Origin of the sequence: Prosthecobacter fluviatilis (assembly GCF_042655725.1) — a bacterium.
GTDB classification, from domain to species: Bacteria; Verrucomicrobiota; Verrucomicrobiia; order Verrucomicrobiales; family Verrucomicrobiaceae; genus Prosthecobacter; species Prosthecobacter fluviatilis.
Window position 1 is genome coordinate 783,291 of record NZ_JBHSMQ010000002.1, and the last position, 20,968, is coordinate 804,258.

Genomic DNA, 20,968 nt, shown 5'->3' on the forward strand with positions numbered 1-20,968 from the left:
TGGCGTGTCATCCCGCCGCCGCAAGCGGGCTGTCTCGCCACTTTCGACATCTTGACACCCTGCCCGCAGTGCTCTCCGGTAGGCGCATGCCCTGGGGCCACATCATGACCTTTCTAGCCGGAGCCCTCGTTGGCGCGGCTTCAATCGTGATTTGGAAGCTGCTGCGCTTTGCCGCCGACCTGCGCGCCGCCAAGCACGCCCTGGCCAGTTATGTCTATCCCGAGTGCGGTCTGGCGGACGAAAAGGCGCATGAAGCGGTGGAAGCCTGCAAAAATCGCCTGCGATGGCAGAAAAACCTCAATCCCGAGTGGCTGCCGCCGCTGGTGGACGAGGTGCCCAAGCTGGTGCGCGAGATCGCGGCCATCTACCACCCCGGCAAGCAGGAGGCGCTGCTGGCCCCGGGTCTGAGCCAGTTTTCCCGTGCCGTGCATCTGGCTGCCATGGATGTGGCGGATTTTCTGCAAACGCGCTCCATCGGCCGACTGGTGGATGTGAGTGCCAGCACCGCGCTGAAAACGTGGGAAATGACGCACAAGATCGCCACGCACGAGAAAATGCAGACGGCCAACAAGTGGTACAAGCGCCTGCTGCCCTACTGGCAGGTGCTGCGCTTTAAATCTCCCATCATGTGGGCTGGCATGGCCGTCTCCAATGTCGCCGCCCGTACCCTTCAGCCTGCGGTGATCGACATCATCGCCAAACGGGCGATCGATCTCTACAGCGGGCGGCTGGGCAAGAGCTCAGGCACTCCGATGCCGGCCCAGCTCACGCTGCCCCAGGAGCAGCAGGAAGTGCCACCGGGAGCGATGTGAGAGAGACGGTGTGTCACCTTGACCTTGGCAGGCTCTCATAGAATAATAGGGCGATGTCCGCGAGAACCATGCTGATTGAGGAACTGGCGCGAGCGCCCGAAGGCGTGGCGCGGGCGCTGCTGACGCAACTGCGGCAAATGATGCCATCAAATGGCACCGCAAACCCGCCCGGGCAGGATCATTTTGAATCCTACTGGAGCCAGTTTTATGGTTCTTTTGAAGGAACCGAATGGAACGAGCCGACAGAGCTTCCTTTTGAAAAAAGGGAGGCATGGTGATGCCCTGGCTGCTGGACACCAACCACTGGATATTTCTGCTGAAAGGACGATGCCTTCCGTTGCAGGAAAAACTACGCGGGATCGCTCCTGACGAGGTCTGGCTGTGCTCTGTGGTGAAAGAAGAGCTGTTTTATGGAGCCGAGGGGTATGACGACAAAGCTGCAAGACTGGCCAAGCTGGAGAATCTTTTTGCACGGCATGCCTCGGCTCCGTTTGATGACGAGGCTGCTGCCATTGCAGGACGAATCAGAAAAGAGCTGGAGGGGCAGCGGCAGGTGATCGGACCGCACGATATTCAGATAGCCGCGATCGCGCTTCAGCATGGATGGACGCTTGTGACGAACAATGTCCAAGAATTCAAGCGCGTCGCGGGTCTTGCAGTTGAAGACTGGACCGTCTGATTTCGGCTTCAGTGGGTTGCTGCTGCTTTCTTCTTGCTGCTTTTTGCCTTCAAACTGCTCAGATAGGCCACGACGTCGCGGATCTGGGGTTTGGTGAGGATGCCTAGCATGGGGGGCATGACGGACATGGGCGGGGTGATGGTGGCGATCTGGTCGCGGGAGAAGGGTTGCTTTTTGCCGTCGGGGAGGCGCAGGATGACTTGTTTTGCGTCTTCCTTCTCCAAAACGGCGGAGAGGGATTTGCCGTCCTTGGTGGTGAGGGAGACGAGGCCGTAGCCGGGGGCGATTTTGGCGATGGGATTGAGCAGGGATTCGAGGATGTAGGGGCGGTCCTTCTGGCTGCCGATGGTCTTGAGGTTGGGGCCGACCTGGCTGCCTTCCTTGGCCTCGATGGTGTGGCAGGCGAGGCAGTTGGCGCCGAGGTTGTTGGTGACGATCTCTTTGCCACGGGTGACGTCTCCCCCTTCGAGGAGCTCAGATGCACCGAGCTGCAGGGAGGCGAGTTTGGGCTTGAGGGATTCGCGGGTGGCGGCGGCTTCGAGGATGTCGAGCTGGATGGCGGCGGGGGCTTTGCCTGAGGCGAGACGGTCGAGCCAGCGGGTGATGAGGGTGTCGTCTTTTGAGGTGGAAAGGAGGGCTAATGCCAGCTGCTGCGTGGTGGTATCGCCTTTTTCCAGGACGGCGGCGGCCTCGGCGATGGCGCGGTCGGGCTGGTGGGTGAAGAGCTGGCGGAGGGCCTCGCGGCGGAGCTCGGCGGGGGAGGTGTCCTTGAGGGCGAGGTCGAGGGTGGTGGCAAACTCGGGGGTGGCTGCGTGCTGCGAGGCCATGAGTTTGAGTGCTTCTGAGCGCAGGGTGGCGCGGGCGGTGGTGTCTGAGATGATCTGCTGGAGGACAGGAGCAGCGACTTGCAACTGGAGCTGGGTGAGGAGCTCGACAGCTTTGGCCTTGAGGCCGCCGTCCTGGATGGCGAGAAGTGCATCGAGGTGCGGCTGAACAAGGGCGGCGAAGGCTTTTTCGTCACGTGGTGCGACTTCGTGCGCCATGCCGTCGATGCGGTCGAGGCGTGGGGGATGGGTGAAGGTGAGGAGGACATCCAGTGCGTCTGCCTGCAGCGGGGTGCTCTTCAGTGCCGCCTGGATGACGGGCTCTGCGATGCCGAGACGGAGGCAGGCATTGAGACCGCGAGGGGTGGGGCGGGTGGTGAGCTTGGGCAGGGCGGCGGGGATGCTGGTGTCGTCGTGGATGGCGCGCTCGGCCTCGGCAGCGAGGGTCTTGTGGGTGAGGAATGCTGCAACGAGTGGCGAGTGGTTGCGTGATAATGCAAGGAGGCAGCAGAGGGACTGCTTGTCATGGATGTGCTTGGCGAGGGTGGCTTCGTCGGCGCATCCGGCGAGGCCGGTGACGATCGCGTGGCGCATGTAGGGATCTGCGCTCTCCTGCGCTGCCATGCTGAGAAGTGCTTTGACTGCGGTGGGTTCGGCCAGCTTGCCAAGGGCGATGGCGGCGTGGAAGCGGACGCGCTGGGCGGGGTGGGCGAGGAGGGGGATGAGCGGGGTGCCGGAGGTCTTGATATCGCCGAGCATTTTGACGGCGGAAATGACGATTTCTGTGTCGGATTCCGCAATCAGGGGCAACAAAGTTGCGGCTTCGACTTTGCCGAAGCGCATGCCCTGGCCGAGGCCCCAGATGGCGTGGATGCGGGCGAGGCGGGGAGCCTTTTTGTCGAGTGCGGTTTTTTGCAGCACGGTGTAATCACCTTTTTTGACGAGGCCAAATTGGGCCTGGAGCCGGACGCGCTGGTCGGGGTGGGAGAGGTGGGTGGCGTCGAGGTTTTCGGAATTGAGGAGCTTTTGGGTTTCCTGGCGCTCGGTGCTGTTTTTACCGGTGGGGTCGTCGGCGAACCAGATGGCACCTTTTTCATCGAGGGGGTAGCCGCCGTCCCAGTCGGCGATGATGAGCTGGCCGGTGGGGGCGATGGCGAGGCCGATGCCCATGAGGCCAGAATGGATGAGGCGCTCGTTCTGCATCTTGAACGTGCTGCCGGAGGGGACGATCTGGAAGGCGGTCATCTGACCGGAGGGGAACTGGTCGAGGATGAAGTGGCCGCGGAGGGAAGCACCGAGGGCGGTGCCGGGCTCGTGGATGAAGCCGGCGGGGCCGTTGGAGTAGTTGGCCAGTGGTGGAGTGATGAAGAGGGGCTGGCCGGGATGGGCGGGCTGCCAGATGCCGTCGCGGATCCAGCGGCTGTCGGCTTTCTGATACTGGTGGCTGCAGCGCCAGCCGGAGTCGCTGCGCTCGGTGATGTAAACGAAGCGCTCGCGCTCGCCGGGGAGGTCGGCGTCGTTGTCCACGCCGAACATGTTGCCGAAGTCGTCGAAGGCGATTTCCTGCACGTTGCGCAGGCCGTGGGCGAAGACTTCGAAGTTTGTGCCGTCGGGCTCGCAGCGGAGGACGCAGCCTTCGTGGGGGTAGTAGAAGTGTTTGCCCTCCTTGCTGGTGACATTGACGCCTTTGTCTCCGATGCTCCAGTAGATGCGGCCATCGGGGCCGATGCGGGGGCCGTGCATGTCGTGGCCGGCGTAGGCGATGTGCATGCCGAAGCCGTGGGCGACGACCTCGCGTTCGTCGGCGATGCCGTCGTCATTCGTGTCGCGAAGGCGGACGAGGTCGGGAGCGACGGTGACGTAAACCCAGCCGTCGTGGTAGAGGATGCCTGCGGCAATGCCGGTGACGACGCTGTTGAAGCCTTCGGCGAAGACGGTCATTTTGTCTGCGGTGCCGTCGTTGTCGGTATCGCGGAGCTGGTAGATGCGCTCGGTGTGGACGGTGAGGTCCTTCCAGTCGATGGAGCCGTCTTTGTTGTGGTCGGCGAGACCGCCGCGAGGGAGGCGGGTTTTGCCGGGGGCGAGCTCGCGTTTGAGGAAGGCTTCTTTTTCTTCGACGCTGGTGAGGGCGACGTCGTCGGGGATCCACTGGGTGTGCTCGCGGATGTCGAGGTCGGCGACTTTGCGGCGGGTGGTGGCGGAGACGTAGATGCGGCCCTGGGGATCGACGGTGACAGCGACGGGGTCGGGGACGTTGAGGGTGCCGGACCAGCGATGGAGCTCGAGGGGGGATTTGATGGGCGCGGCTTTCGGGGCCTTGGCGGCTGTTTCGTCAGCGGCGAGGCAGGGGAGGGCGAGGAGAAGTGCCAGGGCGAGGTGGCGGAGGTTTTTCATGAAGCGGGGCTGAGGGGGAGGGCGGGGAGTTTACCGTGGTTTACGATTGCTGACAGATGTTTACGGTGGTTGGCCGGAGTTCCAGAGGAGAGTTTGCGATGGCTGGCGGTTGTTTGCGATGGTTTGCAGTGGGTGGCCAGAGTTCCAGAGGGGATGGCCGCAAAGAGGCACAAGAGGGGCGCAAAAAAGGGAGGCGGGGAAAGAGTGGGACAAGGAGAAAGTCTGGAGTGGGATTTTCAAACGCGAATGTGCGCGAAGAGCCGCGAATTTTTTGGAATGGGTGCGAGGGACTTCGCTAGGCTTGCAGGACTGGCGTGGGTTGCCGCAAAAAGGCGCAAGAGGGGCGCAAAAAAGGGAGGCGGGAAAAAGAGGGAATGAGGCGAAAGGGTGGAGTGGGATTATCAAACGCGAGCAGGGGCGAAGGGCCGCGAATTTTTTGGAATGGGGAGGTGTGAAAAAATTGCGGGGGTTTGAGGGATAATTGCGCTCAAAAAATGGGGATGGAGCGTTTGTTCTTGCTGCTGCTGCGAGGGGCCGTCAAAGTTGGGGGCTCGTTCGCCGCTGCGAATGGTCACTGAATTCAAATCCAACCTACCTCTTATCCATGAGCCAGATTGTTCCTCTTATCAGCTCCGGCATCGCCGGTCCCCTTGGTGTTCTTCATCTTCCGCGTCTGTGGCAGAAGGCCTCGCTGGCTGCTGCGGGGAAGCTGCACTCTGATTATCCGGGCATTGGCTGCGGGTATGACCAGATGACGCTGGATGCGCTGGGCATCAACATCGAGACGTTCAAGGCGTTCATCGCGACGAAGCCGAGCTATCCGCAGCTTGAGGCCTGGGTGAAGGCGCAGCCGGGCGTGAACCTGACGAAGGGCAACATCTACAAGCACAATCAGTCGATCATGGGCTACATCCATGCTGATGACACCCGCAAGGCGATCCTGGCGGCGGATGGCATCGCGGATGACGGCAGCGTGAATCCGGGTGCGGTGGATCTGAACAACCTGGACGACTGGCACATTTTCTGGGCGCAGGAGATCAAGTGATTGAGTGTTCCTGGTTCGTTGTTCCTGGTTCTTGGTTGAACTGACGGAGAGCGACGGATCGGTGACGTGAGTTTTGAGAACCCCGTTTGTCGTGAGGCAGGCGGGGTTTTTTGTGGAGCCGGAGGGGTGGCCGCAAAGGGGCGCAAAAGAGGCGCAAAAATGACTGATTCCGGAGGGCGTTGGAGTGCGGGAGTCCGTGGTGAATGGAACAGTTTTTCACCGCTGATTTGACGCTCATGAGACGCTGATGAAGAGCCCGAATGCGAATGGAAGGCAGGAATTCAGGGGCCTGATTTGAACCACTGACTGACACTGATGGGGCGTGGCTGATTTAGCCGGTGCCTGAGCCGGGACGAGAGGATGGGAAGTGGGGGCGTGTTTGAGGTCTGGCTGCCGGTGGTCTTGGGGCAGCCGTGTGCCAAAAATGGTTCAAGAGTCAACTGTGCTGCTGCGTTTGCCATAGCATGTCACTCCTCAAGGTCATCCGTCGCAGCATGCTGTCAGTGCTCATGATTCATTCGGTCGTACATGCTGAAGAAACAGGATGGGGTGGGGAGCTTTTTCGTGAGTCGTTTGATGATCCTGCTGTTGAGCAACGTGGCTGGTATGATGGCAAAGAGGTCCGCGTCGTTTCTGAAGGCAAACGCGGCTCTTGCATCGAGTATGAGTGGACGTCAGCTGGAGGTGCCGTGACCGGCTCATCGGCCAAACGACATCTCTTTGAGCCCTCGGACGAGATCTTCATCCGGTACTACCTCAAGCTCTCCGAAGGCTGGGGCTGGAGCGGGAGAAACTACCACCCGCATCTCACGCATTTCATGACCACGGAGAACGCAAAATGGGCGGGGCCGGCGGCCAGTCATCTCACGCTCTACATCGAGCCGGTGAATGGCAAGCTGCGTCTTGCGGCCCAGGACATTCAAAACAAAGACGCGCCGCACGGATTGACGCAGGGACCGCTGAAGGGTGGCTACAACGGCCAGATGTTCGACAGCTCTGACGCACTTTTCACCGACGATAAGTGGCACTGCATTGAGGCGCAGTTCAAGCTGAACTCGCTTGATCTTCAAGCGGACAAGCCGAACGCCGACGGGATCGTGCGCGGCTGGTTTGACGGTAAACTTGTCATCGAGCACAAGAATGTGATCCTGCGCTCCACCGATTTTCCGAACATGAAGTTCAACCAGTTCCTCATGGCTCCCTACTTTGGTCCCGGCCTGTTGCCGCATGCGCAAAAGCTGTGGATTGATGAGATGGTGGTGAGCCGAAAACGCATCGGGCTCTTGTCATCGGATAGCAGTCCGCAGAAATGAAGGGAGGCTTGCTGGGGATTGGGGGCGTTGATCGACGGACAGGAGTGTCTGTCGTGCTTCAGATTTCGATCTGGTATGAGTCCAACGCGAATGAGGGGAATGGCTGCGGATTATCGCGAATGGTCTGAGGTGCAGGAAGGGGAGCGATGGGGTGAGCGGGGGATTTGTGGGGTGGGAGGGCGTTGATCGACAGACAGGAGTGTCTGTCGTACTTCAGATTTCGATCTGGTATGAGTCCAACGCGAATGAGGGGAATGGCTGCGGATTATCGCGAATGGTCTGAGGTGCAGGGAGGGGAGCGATGGGGTGAGCGGGGGATTTGTGGGGTGGTGGGTGCTGATCGACAGACAAGAGTTTCTGTCGTACTTCAGAGGCTGGCGGCCATGACTTGGAGGATTGATGGTTCTCGTGCGAATGGCGGGGCATGACCCCTCTTCGCCAATCCATCCTTCGCTAAAGCTACGGAGGACGGGCGGGCTTTGAAGGGCGGGAAAGGCGGGGCTTGATGTGAGGGGTGGGTGGGTTATGTTTGTCACAACCGAAAGGGACTATGATGAATGCGAGTGGAATGAGTGTGACGGGGATGGAGCAGCGTTTTCCGACGGTGGCGGAGTGGAAGGTGATCGTGGCGGAGTTTCAAAAGCCGTCGCTGTGGCGGGCGGTGGTGCAACTGGTGGACACGCTGGTGCCGTATGTGGTGCTGTGGGCGGGGATCTACTGGGCGCTGCAGGTCTCGTGGTGGCTGGTGGTGCCGCTGGCGCTGATGGCCGGGGCGCTGCTGGTGCGGGCGTTCATCATTTTTCATGACTGCGGTCATGGCTCGTTTTTCAAATCAAACCGGGCGAATGCGGTGGTGGGATTTGTGACGGGGATGCTGACGTTCACGCCGTATTACCAGTGGCGGTGGGAGCACTCGCTGCACCATGCGACGACGGGGAATCTGGACAAGCGGGGGATCGGGGATGTGTGGACGATGACGGTGCAGGAGTACCTGGAGGCGTCGCGGTGGAAGCGGTTTGCGTACAAGCTGGCGCGGAATCCGGTGGTGCTGTTTGTGATCGCGCCGTTTGTGCTGTTTGTGATTTTGCAGAGGATCCCGCGGAAGGGGGCGGATGCCCGGGAGCGGAACTCGGTGTGGCACATGAACGCGGCGCTGCTGGGGCTGGCGGCGGTGATGATGTGGATCTATGGGCCGGTGAACTATCTGATCGTGCAGGGGATCGTCACGGGGGTGTCGGGGGCGTGCGGGGTGTGGCTGTTCTACATTCAGCACCAGTTTGAGGATGCGTACTGGGAGGTGCACGAGGAGTGGGACTACACGGCTGCGGCGCTGCAGGGCTCTTCGTATTACAAGCTGCCGCGGGTGCTGCAGTGGCTGTCAGGGAACATTGGATTTCATCACATCCATCATCTGAGCTCGCGGATCCCGAACTATTATCTGGAGCGCTGCCACTATTCGCATCCGGTGTTTCAGCAGGTGAAGCCGATCACGATCCGGATGAGCCTGAAGTCGCTGGCGTTTCGTCTGTGGGACGAGCAGCACAAGAAGCTGGTGGGGTATAAGCGGATGAGGGAGGTGAGGCGGGAGAGGGAGAAGGGGCGGAGCTGAAGCTTGTTTGCGGTGGCTGGCTGCTTCTGGCCGGAGGTGGATGGGGCTCGAATGGGGCGTGCTTTCGGACCGGCTGAAGCTGGTACTGCCCTACTGGAGAGGGGAGGCTCTCCGTGGGACGGTGGCGGTGGGGTGGCTCCAGTTGCGGCGCAACTGGGCAACTTTTTAGATGCCGGCGGCCATGACTTTCATCCAGCGGGTGCGGAAGGAGGTGTTTTCTTCCATGAGCTGGGCGGCGATGGTGGTGGAGAGCTGGAGGAGGCCGTTGAGGCGGGCGAAGGCGGCGGTGTTTTCCTGGCGGCGGTAGTAGTCGGTGGAGTCGGTGACCTGGGTGCCGAGGGACTGGGCGATTTCGACGAGGGTCTCGGGGGTGAGGGAGTCGAGGGGGAGGGAGAGGGTGCCGCGATCGAGGCTGACGCTGATGGTGGTGCCGGCGGTGTTGCAGGTGATTTTGCCGGTGAGCTGGCCGCCTTCGCGACGGGTGATGGTGCCGGTCCAGCTCTGGGCGGCGAGGTCGGTGGTGAGCTGGCGGATGAAGTCGCGGGCCTGGGTGTAGAGGTAGAGGCGACCGTCGAGGGCGGTGCGGACGTCGGTGGTTTCGAGGCGGGTGCTGGTGAGGAGGTCGATGGCGCGGTTGTAGTCGTAGCCCTGGACGAGGGAGGGGACGAGGGCGTTGACTTCGGCGAGGAGCTCGAGGTCGGCCTGGCGGTGCTTTTTGTCTGCCTCCATCTGGCGCTGCTGCTCCTGGAGGGTGAGGAGGGAGACTTCGCGCTGGAGGCCGGATTCGAGGTCTTTGATCCAGGTGAGGAAGGCACCGCTGGTTTTGAGCTTTTTGCGGGTCTGCTGGACGAGGGCGAGGGAGGCGCGGAGCTCGGCGATGGTGCCTGAGTTTTTGGGCTGGAGGGCGTTGCGGACGAGGGGGAAGTCGGGTTTGTAGCGGTCTACGAGGGTGCTGTAGCGGGAGAGCCAGTCGAGGGTGGCGGTGGGGGTGGTGTCGGGGGATTTGCGGATGTCTGCGAGGTGCTCCTGGAAGTATTCGAGCTCTTTGGCGCCGAGGATGGCGTTGCCGAAGTGCCATTCGGCGAGGCCGTGGAGGAGGTAGCCGAGGATTTCTTCGTTGGTGGTTTTGTAGCCGAGGGAGCCGGGGTTGAGGCCGAGGCTGAAGCCGTCTGCCATGCGCTGCTTGATGGTGGCGAAGAAGGGGGCGAGGCCGTTGAGGTCGGGGGTGGTGTCGAGCTGGGCGAACTGGGCGGCGGCGTCTTTTTTCTTGTCGAGCATGATGCTGCAGAGGGCAGCGTTGAAGCGGGCCCAGTTTTCGGTGGGCTGGATGAGGTCCTTGGATTCGAGGAGCTTGGAGAACTTGTGCTCTGCGTTGGCGAACTGGCGGTCTTCGAGCATGGCCTGGCGTGCTTCGGTGAAGCGCTCGGAGACGGTTTTTTTGTTGGCTTTGTCTGCGGTGAGGGTGACGCCGGTGCCGTCGAGGTCGCGCTCGTCGGCGGTGGCGATCTGGAGGGCGCGTGCCTGGCGGCGCTGGCCGCCTTCGCGGAGGAGCCAGCCGATGCCGTAGGCGAGGATGATGGCGGCGGCGATGGAGCCGATGAGGCGTGCGCGGCGTGAGAGGAGGCGGCGGCGGACGCTGCCGCGGTCGAGGAGGCCTTCGGCGAGGCGCAATTCATCGACGACTTCGGCGTAGTTGGCGAAGCGGTCTTCGGGGCTGGTGGAGAGCATGCCGTTGATGACGTGCTCTGTGCGGGGTGAGAAGCGGAGGCCGGATTCGCCGAGGGTGACGCGCTTGGACTTGATGCGGCGGAGGTCTTCGATGGCGGCGGTGTCGGCTTTGTGGGGGGGGCTGCCGGTGAGGGCGTGGTAGAGGGTGGCACCGAGGGAGAAGATGTCGCTGCGGTAGTCTTCGGTGTTGTCGATGACTTTTTCGGGGGCGACGTAGTAGGGGGTGGCCCAGATCTCGCCGGACTGGTCTCCGCCGCGGTCCATGAAGAGTGCGAGGCCGAAGTCCACGACTTTGGCGGTGCCGGTCTCGGTGAAGAGGATGTTGGCGGGTTTGACGTCGCGGTGGATGAGGGTGAGCTGCTGGGCGGCGCGGAGGCCTTCGGCGACTTCGCGGCCGATGCGCAGGGCTTCGTCTTCCTTGAGGTGGCCTTCGCGGCGGATGCGCTGCTCGAGGGAGCCGCCGCCGACGAGCTCCATGGCGATGTAGAAGTAACCCTGGTCATAGCCGACGGAGTAGAGCTTGATGACGTTGGGGTGGGTGACGTTGGCGGTGATGTGGGCTTCGCGGCGGAACTGCTCGAGGCGGACGGAGTCGCGGGAGTACTGGCGGTTGAGGATTTTGAGGGCGACGCGGCGGCCGAGGGTTTCGTCTTCGGCCTCGAAGACGCGGCTCATGCCGCCTTCACCGATCTGGCGGATGATCATGAACTGATCGAAGCGGCGGCGGACGCGGACCATCTGGCCGCAGAAGGGGCATTTGAGCTTTGTGAAGGGCTCGAGGGAGGTGACATCGATCTGCCGCTGGCACACGGGGCAGGTGCTCAGAAAGGTCTGTTCTGGGGGGGCGAGGATCAAGGGGGAGGTGCTTGGATAGTAGTGGGACGCATTCGATATGCCAGAAATTACAGTTTGCCTTATTAATTCGAAACTTGAGTTTGTGGGGTGGACTGGACCATTACTGAAACACTGGATATAGGGGATCGTTTCGACAAGCACCTGACGAGGCGCTTGCCGGAGATGTCGCGCTCACGGCTGCAGGATCTGATCAAGGAGGGGCATGCGAAGCTGAACGGGAAGGCGGTGAAGGCGGGGGTGGCGCTGAGGTGCGGGGATGTGGTGAGTATCACGATTCCTGAAGTAGCGGAGGTGGAGATCAAGGCCCAGGACATTCCTTTGACGATTTTGTATGAGGACAGTGACATCGTGGTGCTGGACAAGGCATCGGGGCTTGTTGTTCATCCGGCGGAGGGAAATCCTGACGGGACGCTGGTGAATGCGCTGCTGCACCACATCGAGGACCTGAGCGGGATCGGGGGGGAGATGAGGCCGGGGATCGTGCACCGTCTGGACAAGGATACGAGCGGGTGCATGGTGGTGGCGAAGAACGACATCGCGCACCGGAGGCTGACGGAGGCGTTTGCGGAGAGGAGGATCGCGAAGATCTACCTGGCGGTGGTGAACGGGGTGCCGAAGGAGGAGGGGGGGAGGATCCAGAACTACATCGGGAGGCATGCGGTGGACCGGAAGCGGATGAGCATTTTGCTGGATGGGGCGGGGAAGGAGGCGATCACGGAATGGAAGCGGCTGGCGGTGGACCAGGGGTGTGCGCTGATCCAGTGCCGGCTGCTGACGGGGAGGACGCACCAGATCCGGGTGCATATGCGGGAGGCGCTGCAGTGCGCGATTTTGGGGGACCCGATCTATGCGCAGCCGAACAAGCAGAAGGTGCGTGTGCCGCGGCTGATGCTGCATGCGTGGAAGCTTTCGTTTAACCACCCGATCCATGACCAGCCGATGGCGTTTGAGGCGAAGGTGCCGGAGGAGTATGGGCCGTGGATGAAGGGGGTGGGGAAAGTGGAATGACGAATGAGTAAATCCGAATGACGAAATAATGTCGAATGTGGGCGGTGCTGGGTGCGCGTGCTGGGTGCGCGTGCTGCGAGACGCTCGGCGGCTGCTTGAGGACAAGCGGTCCTAACTGGTGCAGGATGCGGCGTGATGTGGGATGGGTTTTTTCCGGACCGGCTGAAGCCGGTACTACAATGCGAAGAAGGTGGAGCTTGAAGGGGTGAAGCCAGCCATGGTTTTTGTTTTGCTTTGGTGGAAGCGTTGCTTTGTTTGGCAGCTGATCTGCCAACTCTTTTCCCCTTTTATTTTATGCTCAAAGTTTATGCCTACTCCGGATGCTCGACGTGCAAGAATGCCATCAAGTGGCTGAAGGGGCATGGAGTGGCGTATGAGGAGCTGGCGATCCGGGAGACACCGCCGACGGTGGCGGAGCTGAAGGTGATGCTGAGCGCTTACGAGGGGGATGTGCGGCGGCTTTTCAATGTGTCGGGTATGGACTACCGAAGCCTGGGGCTGAAGGACAAGCTGCCGGGGATGAGCACGGATGAGGCGCTGGAGATGCTGGCGGGGAATGGGAACCTGGTGAAGCGGCCGTTTGTGGTGGATGAGAAGGGGAAGGTGCGTCTGGTGGGGTTTAAGGAGGCGGAGTGGGAGAAGGCGCTGGGGAAGTGAAAAGGGACAAGTGAAAAGTAAAAAGTGAGGGGGGCTGGCGGTGTGGTCGTGGAGGGATCTGGATGATTCCTTTCCTGCAGGATAGAGAGGACACGAGTCAGTGTGATGCGCAGGACAGGCTGGAAGCCTGTCTCCCATGGACAGCCGGGACGGCTATCCTCCAAGCGGTGGAGATGCGTGCTGGAGGAGTGTCTAAGTGCCTGAATGGGGTGGGTGTTTGCGGAGCGCTGACCGACAGGCAGGAGTGCCTGTCGTACTTTGCGGAAAGTGCTTTTACTTTACGGCGGCGGCTTGTTCTTTGAAGAATCTGGCGATGAGGGGCGGGGCTTCTTCGGGGAACTTGTGGGTGCCGCCGGGGAGGATGAAGGTGATGAGCGGGGTGCCGGCTTTTGAGGGGTAGAGGGTGCAATTGGGCGCCCAGGGCTTGCCTTCGGGCTCGCATTGGTTGATCTCTTTGACCCTGGCGATGGCCTGCTGCTGCCACTCGAATTTGACGAGGGGATCTGCGGTGCCGGCGAGGTGCATGCAGGGCTTGGGCTTGAAGGGGGTGTCTCTGAGGCGGATGGAGGCTGCGGCGGAGGGGGCGACGGCGCAGAGGACATCGGGCCGTGTCTGCCAGAGGAGGTAGGTGAAGCCGCCGCCATTGGAGTGGCCGGTGGAGAAGATGCGTCTAGTGTCGACTTTGTAGTGCTCTTTGAGGTAGGCGAGGGCGGCATCGAAGAGCTTGAGGTCGCGGTCGTCCTGGGCGCCTGCGGCGTGCTGCCAGCCGGGCTTTTTGCCTTCGGGGTCGGTGAGCTGGCCGGGGGTGTTGAGGCCCTGGAGATAGACGGAGATGGCCTCGGGCATGTGCCTGTGCATGGCGAAGGAGCGAGCTGCATTGAGCGCGGTGCCGCCGTGGCCGTGCCAGACGAAGATGACGGGTGCGGGTGTTTCCCTGGCGGTGGTGGGGGTGTAGATGAAGCCGGTGCGGGGGACGCCGCCCAAGGTGATGTCGAGCCTGCTGATGCCCTGGGGGAGCTGGAGCTGTGCGTAGCCGGTGGTGATGGTGGCCAGCAGGATGAGCAGGTGGAAGAGATGGCGGAGCATGGCTGGAGAGGTGGGAGGATTGTGGGCTTCAACGTCAGGGGGGACGTGAAGTTGCGGGGCTTCCTGAAAGGTCGGGTGCGGCAGTGCGATTGGGGTTTGCCAATGGCTTGCGAGCTGGATGGGTTGCGCTAGGATCGCGGAATATGAGTACTGTGAATGATGCTGTGCCGGTGATCACCCAGCCTGGACAGGGGCGTGGGATGGCGGTGTTTGGGGATGAGGTGGAGTTTGTGATCACGGGTGCGCAGTCGGGCGGGCGGTTTACGCAGTGGATCGAGACGACGCATCCGGGGGGCGGGCCGCCGCCGCACTACCACACGCGGGAGGATGAGAATTTTTATGTGATCGAGGGCAGCGCGGAGTTTTTCCAGGACGGGCAATGGACGGCGGTGGTGCCGGGCACGGCGGTCTTTATGCCGAAGGGGACGGTGCATGCCTTCCGCAATGCGGGGCAGACGCCGCTGAAGATGCTGATCACGACGGTGCCGTCGGGCTTTGAAAACTTCTTTGACCGGTGTGCGGTGGAGTTTGCGAAAGAGGGCGGGCCTGACATGGGACGCCTGGTGGAGATCGCCGGGGAGCACGGCATCTTTTTTGTGTAATGGCGAATTTTACCGGGGCTGCGTGCGGTTCGGTTTCTGACGTGCCTCGGCCAGGTAATCTGGAGGCAGCTCCGTGACAGGGATCCAGATCACCGCCCAGCCGTGGAAGAGGCCGGGCTCCCAGATTTCCTTGTAGGCTTTGCCGGACTTGCTGAAGAAGGAGAGCGGCCTGCTGGTGCCAATGAAGCGGTCTGAGGCGATGCCTTTGAAGGTGTGAGGGCGCATGAACTCCTGGGCATTGACCCTGCGGCATGGAGGATGGTCGTTTGTGGCACAACTGACGAGCAAGGAGGCGGCGATCAAAGATGCGACAGTCTGAATCAAGATTTTCATGTGTGGAGGACGGTGCCTGCTCATGATAACAAGATAGCAGCCTGCTCTGTCAATCTCTTGCCAGAGCGCATCTCATGGCTATAACGCCTGCGCATGTTTAAAACCGGCCAGCAAGTTGTGTGCATCGATGATCAATTCGACCCGTGGGTCTTTGATTTGTACAAGTCCCTGCCCAAGAAGGATGAGATCTACACGGTGAGGGCGATCCGCGCAGGGCGGTCGAACCCGCAGTTTGTGGTGAACGATGATGCGGAGATCAAGCTGGCGGGAGCGGAGTTTGACATTCTGCTGCTGCTGAAGGAGCTGAACAATCCGGATGATCCGCACTCGAGCGTGAAGCAGGAGCTGGGGTTTAGGTCGGAGAGGTTTGCGCCGCTGCTGGAGGAGACTGAGGAGGTGGAGGAAGAGGAGCTGGTGGGCGTGGGTGCTGGGGAGAAGGAACCGGAGCCGGCGTGGGCGAGGTAGACCTTGGGAAGGCACGGGTGCGTGCGCGAGGATTGTAAACTGAGAACTGAAAACTAAGAATTGTAAAATGGGCGGTGGGTGGCGTGTGAGTGGAACAGCAGGGTGAAAGGTTGAGGGATCAAGATGATCCCTCTCCTTTGGGGACGCTGGCGCTTGGAAGGGGGATCAATTGCAGTTCCTGCGGGGTGGATGAAAACTTGGCATCGCGGGCGCTGTTTGATAGAGCATTCCTTTCCATGAGCGCTCCCTCCGATCTATCGCCGTCGTCCGCCACCCTCACTGAACGCCAGATCGTCGAGCTGCTCTCCACGGCGAGGCAGCGGATTTTTGCGGAGGTGGGGAAGGTGATCGTGGGGCAGCTGCATGTGATTGATGAGATGCTGATCGCGCTGCTGAGCGGGGGGCATTGTTTGATTACCGGGGCGCCGGGGCTGGCGAAGACGCTGCTGATTAAAACCGTGGCGGATGTTTGTCATTTGAGCTTTCAGCGCATTCAGTTCACGCCGGATTTGATGCCATCTGACATCACGGGGACGGAGATTTTGGAGGACAGCCCGGAGGGGCGGAAGCTGGTGTTCAGCAAGGGGCCGGTGTTTGCGAACATGATCCTGGCGGATGAGATCAACCGCACGCCGCCGAAGACGCAGGCGGCGCTGCTGGAGGCGATGCAGGAGCATCAGGTGACGGTGAACGGGAAGACGATGCCGCTGCCGGAGCCGTTCTTTGTGCTGGCGACGCAGAACCCGATCGAGCAGGAGGGGACGTATCCGCTGCCAGAGGCGCAGCTGGACCGGTTCATGCTGAACATTGTGATCGACTACCTGAGCGAGGATGATGAGGTGGCGGTGGTGACGAAGACGACGGCGGGGAAGGGCGAGCCGGTGCAGCGGCTGTTCAGCGGGGAGGAGATGCTGGCGTTTCAGCAGACGGTAAGGAAGGTGCCGATCGCGGAAGATGTGGCGCGGTATGCGGTGCGGATCTCAGCAGCGTCGAGGCCGGGAAGAGATGGCGTGCCGGATTTTGTGAACCAGTGGGTGAGCTGGGGCGCGGGGACGCGTGCGAGTCAGAACCTGGTGCTGGGGGCGAAGACGCGGGTGCTTTTGCACAACCGGACGCATGTGACGGTGGAGGATATTCGGGCGATGGCGCTGCCGGTGCTGAGGCACCGTATTTTGGTGAATTACAAGGCGGAGGCGGAAGGGGTGACGGTGGAGAAGGTGATACAGAGGCTGCTGGAGCATGTGAAAGCCTAGGGAGAAAAAATGACGAATGAGTAAATCCGAATGACTAAATAAATCTGAATGCCGAATGACGAAGATGAGCGCTGGGGGTGACAAGAATTTCGATGTGGAGGAGCGCACTGCGGTGTTTGGCGAAAACGTGATCGATTTTGCCAAGGCGGTGTCACGCAACGAAGTGACCAAGCCGCTTATCTCGCAGATCGTTCGGTCGGGAACCAGCGTCGGTGCCAATTATGGAGAAGCGGATGATGCCATCTCGAACAAAGACTTCCGAAACAAGATCGCCACCTGCAAAAAGGAGTCGCGGGAAACCAAGCATTGGTGCCGCATGATTGTCCGTGCGGAGCCTGAGATGCGCGAAGCGGCCAAGCCGATCTGGCAGGAGGCCAAGGAGCTGCATCTCATTTTCTCGGCTATTCTGCGGAAAGCGCCTCCTCCCAAGTGACGAGGTTTGCCAGCGTTTCGTCATTATTTCGTCATTCGGATTTACTCATTCGTCATTTTTCAACCCGATGCCTGCTCAGACCACCACGTTTCTCGATCCTGCCGCGCTGATGCGGATCAAGTCGCTTGAGCTGCGGGCGAAGGTGGTGGTGGAGGGGCTTTGGAAGGGGATGCACCGGAGTCCTTATCATGGGTTCTCGGTGGAGTTTTCGGAGTATCGGGCGTATGTGCAGGGGGATGATCCTCGGTATATTGACTGGAAGGTGCTGGCGAGGAGTGACCGGACTTATATCAAGAAGTTTGAGGATGAGACGAACCTGCGGTGTCAGCTGGTGATTGATCACAGCAAGTCGATGGGGTTTGGATCGGCTGGCTATAAGAAGGCGGATTATGCGGCGACGCTGGCGGCGACACTGGCTTCGTTTTTGATGAAGCAGGGGGATGCGGCGGGGCTGACTATGTTTGCGGATGGGATTGAGGAGCATCTGCCGGCGCGAAACCGACCGGGGCATCTGCGGCGGATCATCACGGAGCTGGAGAGGCCGGCGAAGGCGGCGGGGACGTCGCTAGCGGTGTCGGTGGGACAGCTGGCGGAGCTGCTGAGGAAGCGGGGGATGATCTGCCTGATCACGGATCTGCTGGCGCCGGTGGAGCTTCTGGAGAAGCAGCTGGCGCTGCTGAGCGCGATGGGTCACGATTTGGTGCTGTTTCACCTGATGGACCGGGCGGAGATTGATTTCACGTTTGAGAAGTCGACGTATTTCCGGGATGCGGAGACGGGGGCGGAGCGGTTCATTGATCCGCTGCTGGTGCGTGAGAATTATCTGAAGCGGCTGCAGGCGCATCGCGAGGCGGTGCTGCAGGCGACGGAGCGGCACAATGTGGAGTATCACTTCTGCCCGACGGACCAGCCGCTGGAGGAGGTGCTCTTTGATTTTCTTTCTGCGCGGCAGAGGAAGAAGGCTTCCAAGTCTGCAGCGGCACGCATAGCCACCTAGCTCGTCATTCCCATGTCCTGGCTTTTTCCCATCTACCTTGCGGGTGCTGCGGCGATCATTGCGCCGATACTTTTGCATCTGAGACGCAAGCCGCCGCAGGACAGGGTGGAGTTTAGCACACTGATGTTTCTGGATGCGAGCACGCCGGTGCCGGTGAGCAAGAGGCGGCTGGAGAACTGGCTGCTGCTGGCGCTGCGCTGCCTGGCGCTGATCCTGCTGGCGCTGATGTTTGCGCGGCCGTTTTTGCAGGGGGAGAACTCGGTGGCGAAGTCTGCGGATCGGGCGACGCTGGTGCTGCTGGACCGCAGTGCGTCGATGCGGCGGGAGGATCTGTGGAAGCGTGGGGTGGAAGAAGCGGTGCGGCTCTTCAAAGAAGCGAAGATCACGGACCGTGTGGCGCTGGCGGTGTTTGATCGCGAACTGACGGGGGTGTGGAGTTTTGAGGAGGATCGGAACACGCCGGGGAATCGTATGGCTGCGTTGCAAAGCCGGCTGGCTGAGATGTCGCCGGGCTGGAGCGCCACGCAGCTGGACCGCTCATTGATTGCGGCGGTGCCATCGTTTGATGCGAGCACGGCGGGGCTGAAGAAGCGGATTCACCTCATCTCGGATCTGCAGGAAGGGACGCGGCTGGATGCGCTGAGGACGATCGCGTGGCCTGCGGAGCTGAGTGTGGAGGTGCATCGGCTGGAGCCTGCGACTAATGACAACTTTTCTATAGCTCTGGCTGCACGTGATGATGAGAGCGGCGCGGATGCGCTGGTGCGCGTGCGGGTGAGCAACACGCGGGATTCGGCGCTGCGGGATTTCACGCTGGCGTGGCAGGGGGCTCCAGCGGCGGGCGGGATTTCATCGCAGATGCCGCCGGGGGCTTCGCGCATTCTGGTGGCTCCGCCGAATGAGGCGAAGGCGACGACGCTGGTGCTCAGCGGTGACAGGCATGATTTTGACAACCGGCTCTTCATCGCGCCGCCGCAGCCGCGAGCAGTGCGCATTCATTTCCTGGGAGAGGAGAGCACGCGGGATGAGGCGGCGGCTCCACTGTACTACCTGGCGCGTGCGCTGCAGCCCACGGCGACGCTGGCTCCGGCGCTGACGGCAAGCCCGGCGCTGCCGAAGCAGAGTCCCGATCTGCTGGTGGTGTCGGGACCGACGCCGCCTGCTGCGATGCATGCGGGGCTGCGCGACTTTGTGAGCGGGGGCGGGTTTCTGGTAGAGGTCGTCACCTCCGCCGCCGATGCTGCTCTGCTACAAACTCTCACGGGCATACCTGGTATCACGGTCAAGGACGGTGGCGGGGAGGGGGACTACCGGATGCTGGCGGAGGTCAAGACGGAGCACCCGCTGCTCAGGCCGTTTGCGGATCCGAAGCTGCGGGACTTTACGAAGCTGCGCTTCTGGAAGCAGCGCGAGATTGAGGTCAAGGACGCAGGCGGCAAGCTGGAAACGCTGGCGAGTTTTGACAACGGGAAACCCGCGATCCTCAGCGCACGGATTGGGCAGGGGACGCTCATTGTGCTGGCGTCGGGATGGCACCCGGGAGACAGCCAGCTGGCGCTCAGCACGAAGTTTGTACCGCTGCTGTACGGCTGGCTGGCGGCGGCGGGATTCAGTCATGATTCGGCGGGTGCGCTGGTGGTGGGGGATGTGCTGCCGCTGGACAGCGGGGCTGCGCATACGGTCACGGAGCCGGATGGGAAGGTGCATGCGCTCAAGACGGGGGAGACTTTTACGGCGGCGCAGGCGGGGCTGCACCAAGTGCAGGGTGGGACGCATATGCGGTCCGTGGCGGTCAACCTGCCGCCGGACGAAGGGCGGGTGCTGCCGATGCCGCCGCAGAAGCTGGCGGAGTATGGGATCAAGCTGGCTGGCAGCGACGACAAGGCCGGGGCTGGAGAAAGTGCGGAGCAGCGGCTCACGGCCACGGATACTGAGCAGAGGCAGCAGTCGTGGTGGTATATTCTTCTGGTGCTGCTGGCTGTTCTTGTGCTGGAAACTTGGGTTGCGGGGCGAAGCGGCAGCTCAAAGTGGTCCGCACAGTCCCCTGTGCGGGACTCCGCAGCATCCCATGGCTCCGCCTAAACGAATGAGTGTTTTTGAATGCTGTGATGCCCGAACGTTTTCAATTTTTCAATCCGGTCGCGGGTGTCACCGTCACCCGGGGCAACCTGCCTCATTGGGATCAGGCTCAGTCCACCTACTTCATCACCTGGCGTACTGCGGATTCCATTCCGCGTGTGGTCTGGCAACGGTGGAGACAGGAAAGAAACAGTTGGCTGCTAGCGCACGACATCAATCCAGCGTCCAGAGACTGGCGGCTCGATTTTGAAATGCTCGACGAGGCCGCGCGGGATGATTTTCGTCAGTTTGCCCGATCTTTGGAAAGCGAGCTTGATGGTTGCCACGGTGAGTGCGCACTGCGTGATCCTCAAATTGCACGACTGGTGGCCGATGCTTTGCATCATTTTGATGGCAGCCGGTATGTGCTGGGCGATTATGTGGTCATGCCCAATCATGTGCATCTCCTGGTCGGCGGACTCGCGCGGGAAGCCATGCTCAAGCAAGTGGAGTCGTGGAAGAGATGGATGGCCATAGGGATCAATCAGACTCTTGGGCGCAGCGGGCGGTTTTGGCAGGACGAGAGTTTTGATCATCTTGTGCGCAACGAAGCTTCGTTTGAGAAGTTTCGTGCTTACATTGCCCGGAATCCTGTGATGGCCGGGCTCAAAACGGACCATTTTTTATTATGGCAGCGACCAGCAGCTTAGAAACCGAACGGGTGGGACCGTGCAAACTTAGGGGAGTGACGAACTCTTTGGACAGGCATTTGCGGGGCGGCTGGGTGTGGCGGAGCGCCGCACAGGGGACTGTGCGG

At 61.2% G+C, this 20,968-nt stretch carries 19 protein-coding genes; 15 read left to right on the top strand and 4 right to left on the bottom strand.

Annotation, left to right across the window (positions count from 1 at the left end; all coding sequences use genetic code 11):
- Positions 1-104 precede the first annotated feature (104 nt).
- The 3 genes from ACFQDI_RS08190 to ACFQDI_RS08200 all read left to right on the top strand — a co-directional run bounded on the left by ACFQDI_RS08190 (position 105) and on the right by ACFQDI_RS08200 (position 1,491).
- Entirely contained in the window at positions 105-812 is a 708-nt protein-coding gene (locus ACFQDI_RS08190; RefSeq protein WP_377165309.1) for a hypothetical protein, read from the top strand.
- 68 nt (positions 813-880) lie between these two features.
- Positions 881-1,090, top strand: a complete 210-nt coding sequence (locus ACFQDI_RS08195) for a hypothetical protein (RefSeq protein ID WP_377165311.1) — start codon at positions 881-883, stop codon at positions 1,088-1,090.
- Positions 1,090-1,491, top strand: a complete 402-nt coding sequence (locus ACFQDI_RS08200; RefSeq protein WP_377165313.1) for a type II toxin-antitoxin system VapC family toxin — start codon at positions 1,090-1,092, stop codon at positions 1,489-1,491. The genes ACFQDI_RS08195 and ACFQDI_RS08200 overlap by 1 nt, the downstream gene beginning before the upstream one ends.
- An 8-nt stretch (positions 1,492-1,499) precedes the next feature.
- On the opposite strand, the gene ACFQDI_RS08205 is transcribed toward ACFQDI_RS08200, so the two are convergent.
- A complete protein-coding gene (locus ACFQDI_RS08205) occupies positions 1,500-4,709 on the bottom strand; it encodes a PVC-type heme-binding CxxCH protein (protein ID WP_377165315.1) in 3,210 nt (1,069 codons plus the stop codon).
- Between the two features lie 604 nt (positions 4,710-5,313).
- On the opposite strand from ACFQDI_RS08205, the gene ACFQDI_RS08210 reads away from it, so the two are divergent.
- The 3 genes from ACFQDI_RS08210 (at position 5,314) to ACFQDI_RS08220 (ending at position 8,676) form a co-directional block, all read left to right on the top strand.
- Positions 5,314-5,754: a DUF5069 domain-containing protein gene (locus ACFQDI_RS08210; RefSeq protein ID WP_377165317.1), complete on the top strand. Its 441-nt coding sequence runs from the start codon at positions 5,314-5,316 to the stop codon at positions 5,752-5,754.
- A 464-nt stretch (positions 5,755-6,218) separates the two neighbouring features.
- Positions 6,219-7,067, top strand: coding sequence for a hypothetical protein (locus ACFQDI_RS08215; RefSeq protein ID WP_377165319.1), 849 nt, complete (start codon positions 6,219-6,221; stop codon positions 7,065-7,067).
- Between the two features lie 568 nt (positions 7,068-7,635).
- Positions 7,636-8,676, top strand: coding sequence for a fatty acid desaturase (locus ACFQDI_RS08220; RefSeq protein WP_377165321.1), 1,041 nt, complete (start codon positions 7,636-7,638; stop codon positions 8,674-8,676).
- Positions 8,677-8,841: 165 nt separating this feature from the next.
- Here the strand turns inward: ACFQDI_RS08220 and ACFQDI_RS08225 are convergent, their stop codons facing one another.
- Entirely contained in the window at positions 8,842-11,259 is a 2,418-nt protein-coding gene (locus tag ACFQDI_RS08225) for a serine/threonine-protein kinase (RefSeq protein ID WP_377165323.1), read from the bottom strand.
- An 87-nt stretch (positions 11,260-11,346) separates the two neighbouring features.
- On the opposite strand from ACFQDI_RS08225, the gene ACFQDI_RS08230 reads away from it, so the two are divergent.
- Positions 11,347-12,267, top strand: a complete 921-nt coding sequence (locus ACFQDI_RS08230; protein WP_377165325.1) for an RluA family pseudouridine synthase — start codon at positions 11,347-11,349, stop codon at positions 12,265-12,267.
- A gap of 294 nt (positions 12,268-12,561) precedes the next feature.
- Positions 12,562-12,924, top strand: a complete 363-nt coding sequence (locus ACFQDI_RS08235; protein WP_377165327.1) for an arsenate reductase family protein — start codon at positions 12,562-12,564, stop codon at positions 12,922-12,924.
- A 273-nt stretch (positions 12,925-13,197) separates the two neighbouring features.
- Here ACFQDI_RS08235 and ACFQDI_RS08240 read toward each other — a convergent pair whose 3' ends face one another.
- Positions 13,198-14,010, bottom strand: a complete 813-nt coding sequence (locus tag ACFQDI_RS08240; RefSeq protein WP_377165329.1) for a CE1 family esterase — start codon at positions 14,008-14,010, stop codon at positions 13,198-13,200.
- 143 nt (positions 14,011-14,153) lie between these two features.
- Here ACFQDI_RS08240 and ACFQDI_RS08245 point away from each other — a divergent pair, with 143 nt between their 5' ends.
- Positions 14,154-14,612: a cupin domain-containing protein gene (locus ACFQDI_RS08245; RefSeq protein WP_377165331.1), complete on the top strand. Its 459-nt coding sequence runs from the start codon at positions 14,154-14,156 to the stop codon at positions 14,610-14,612.
- Between the two features lie 9 nt (positions 14,613-14,621).
- On the opposite strand, the gene ACFQDI_RS08250 is transcribed toward ACFQDI_RS08245, so the two are convergent.
- Complete coding sequence (locus ACFQDI_RS08250; protein ID WP_377165333.1) at positions 14,622-14,945, bottom strand: hypothetical protein; 324 nt, start codon at positions 14,943-14,945, stop codon at positions 14,622-14,624.
- Between the two features lie 93 nt (positions 14,946-15,038).
- Here ACFQDI_RS08250 and ACFQDI_RS08255 point away from each other — a divergent pair, with 93 nt between their 5' ends.
- From ACFQDI_RS08255 to ACFQDI_RS08280, 6 genes are all read left to right on the top strand, one after another.
- Complete coding sequence (locus ACFQDI_RS08255) at positions 15,039-15,410, top strand: hypothetical protein (protein WP_377165335.1); 372 nt, start codon at positions 15,039-15,041, stop codon at positions 15,408-15,410.
- Between the two features lie 236 nt (positions 15,411-15,646).
- Entirely contained in the window at positions 15,647-16,663 is a 1,017-nt protein-coding gene (locus ACFQDI_RS08260; protein WP_377165337.1) for an AAA family ATPase, read from the top strand.
- A 64-nt stretch (positions 16,664-16,727) separates the two neighbouring features.
- Entirely contained in the window at positions 16,728-17,096 is a 369-nt protein-coding gene (locus ACFQDI_RS08265) for a four helix bundle protein (protein WP_377165339.1), read from the top strand.
- Positions 17,097-17,163: 67 nt separating this feature from the next.
- Positions 17,164-18,093 (top strand): DUF58 domain-containing protein, encoded by a 930-nt coding sequence (locus ACFQDI_RS08270; RefSeq protein WP_377165341.1) that lies wholly within the window; start codon positions 17,164-17,166, stop codon positions 18,091-18,093.
- A gap of 12 nt (positions 18,094-18,105) precedes the next feature.
- Positions 18,106-20,175, top strand: a complete 2,070-nt coding sequence (locus ACFQDI_RS08275; RefSeq protein WP_377165343.1) for a BatA domain-containing protein — start codon at positions 18,106-18,108, stop codon at positions 20,173-20,175.
- A gap of 26 nt (positions 20,176-20,201) precedes the next feature.
- Positions 20,202-20,861: a transposase gene (locus tag ACFQDI_RS08280; protein ID WP_377165345.1), complete on the top strand. Its 660-nt coding sequence runs from the start codon at positions 20,202-20,204 to the stop codon at positions 20,859-20,861.
- Positions 20,862-20,968: the final 107 nt, after the last annotated feature.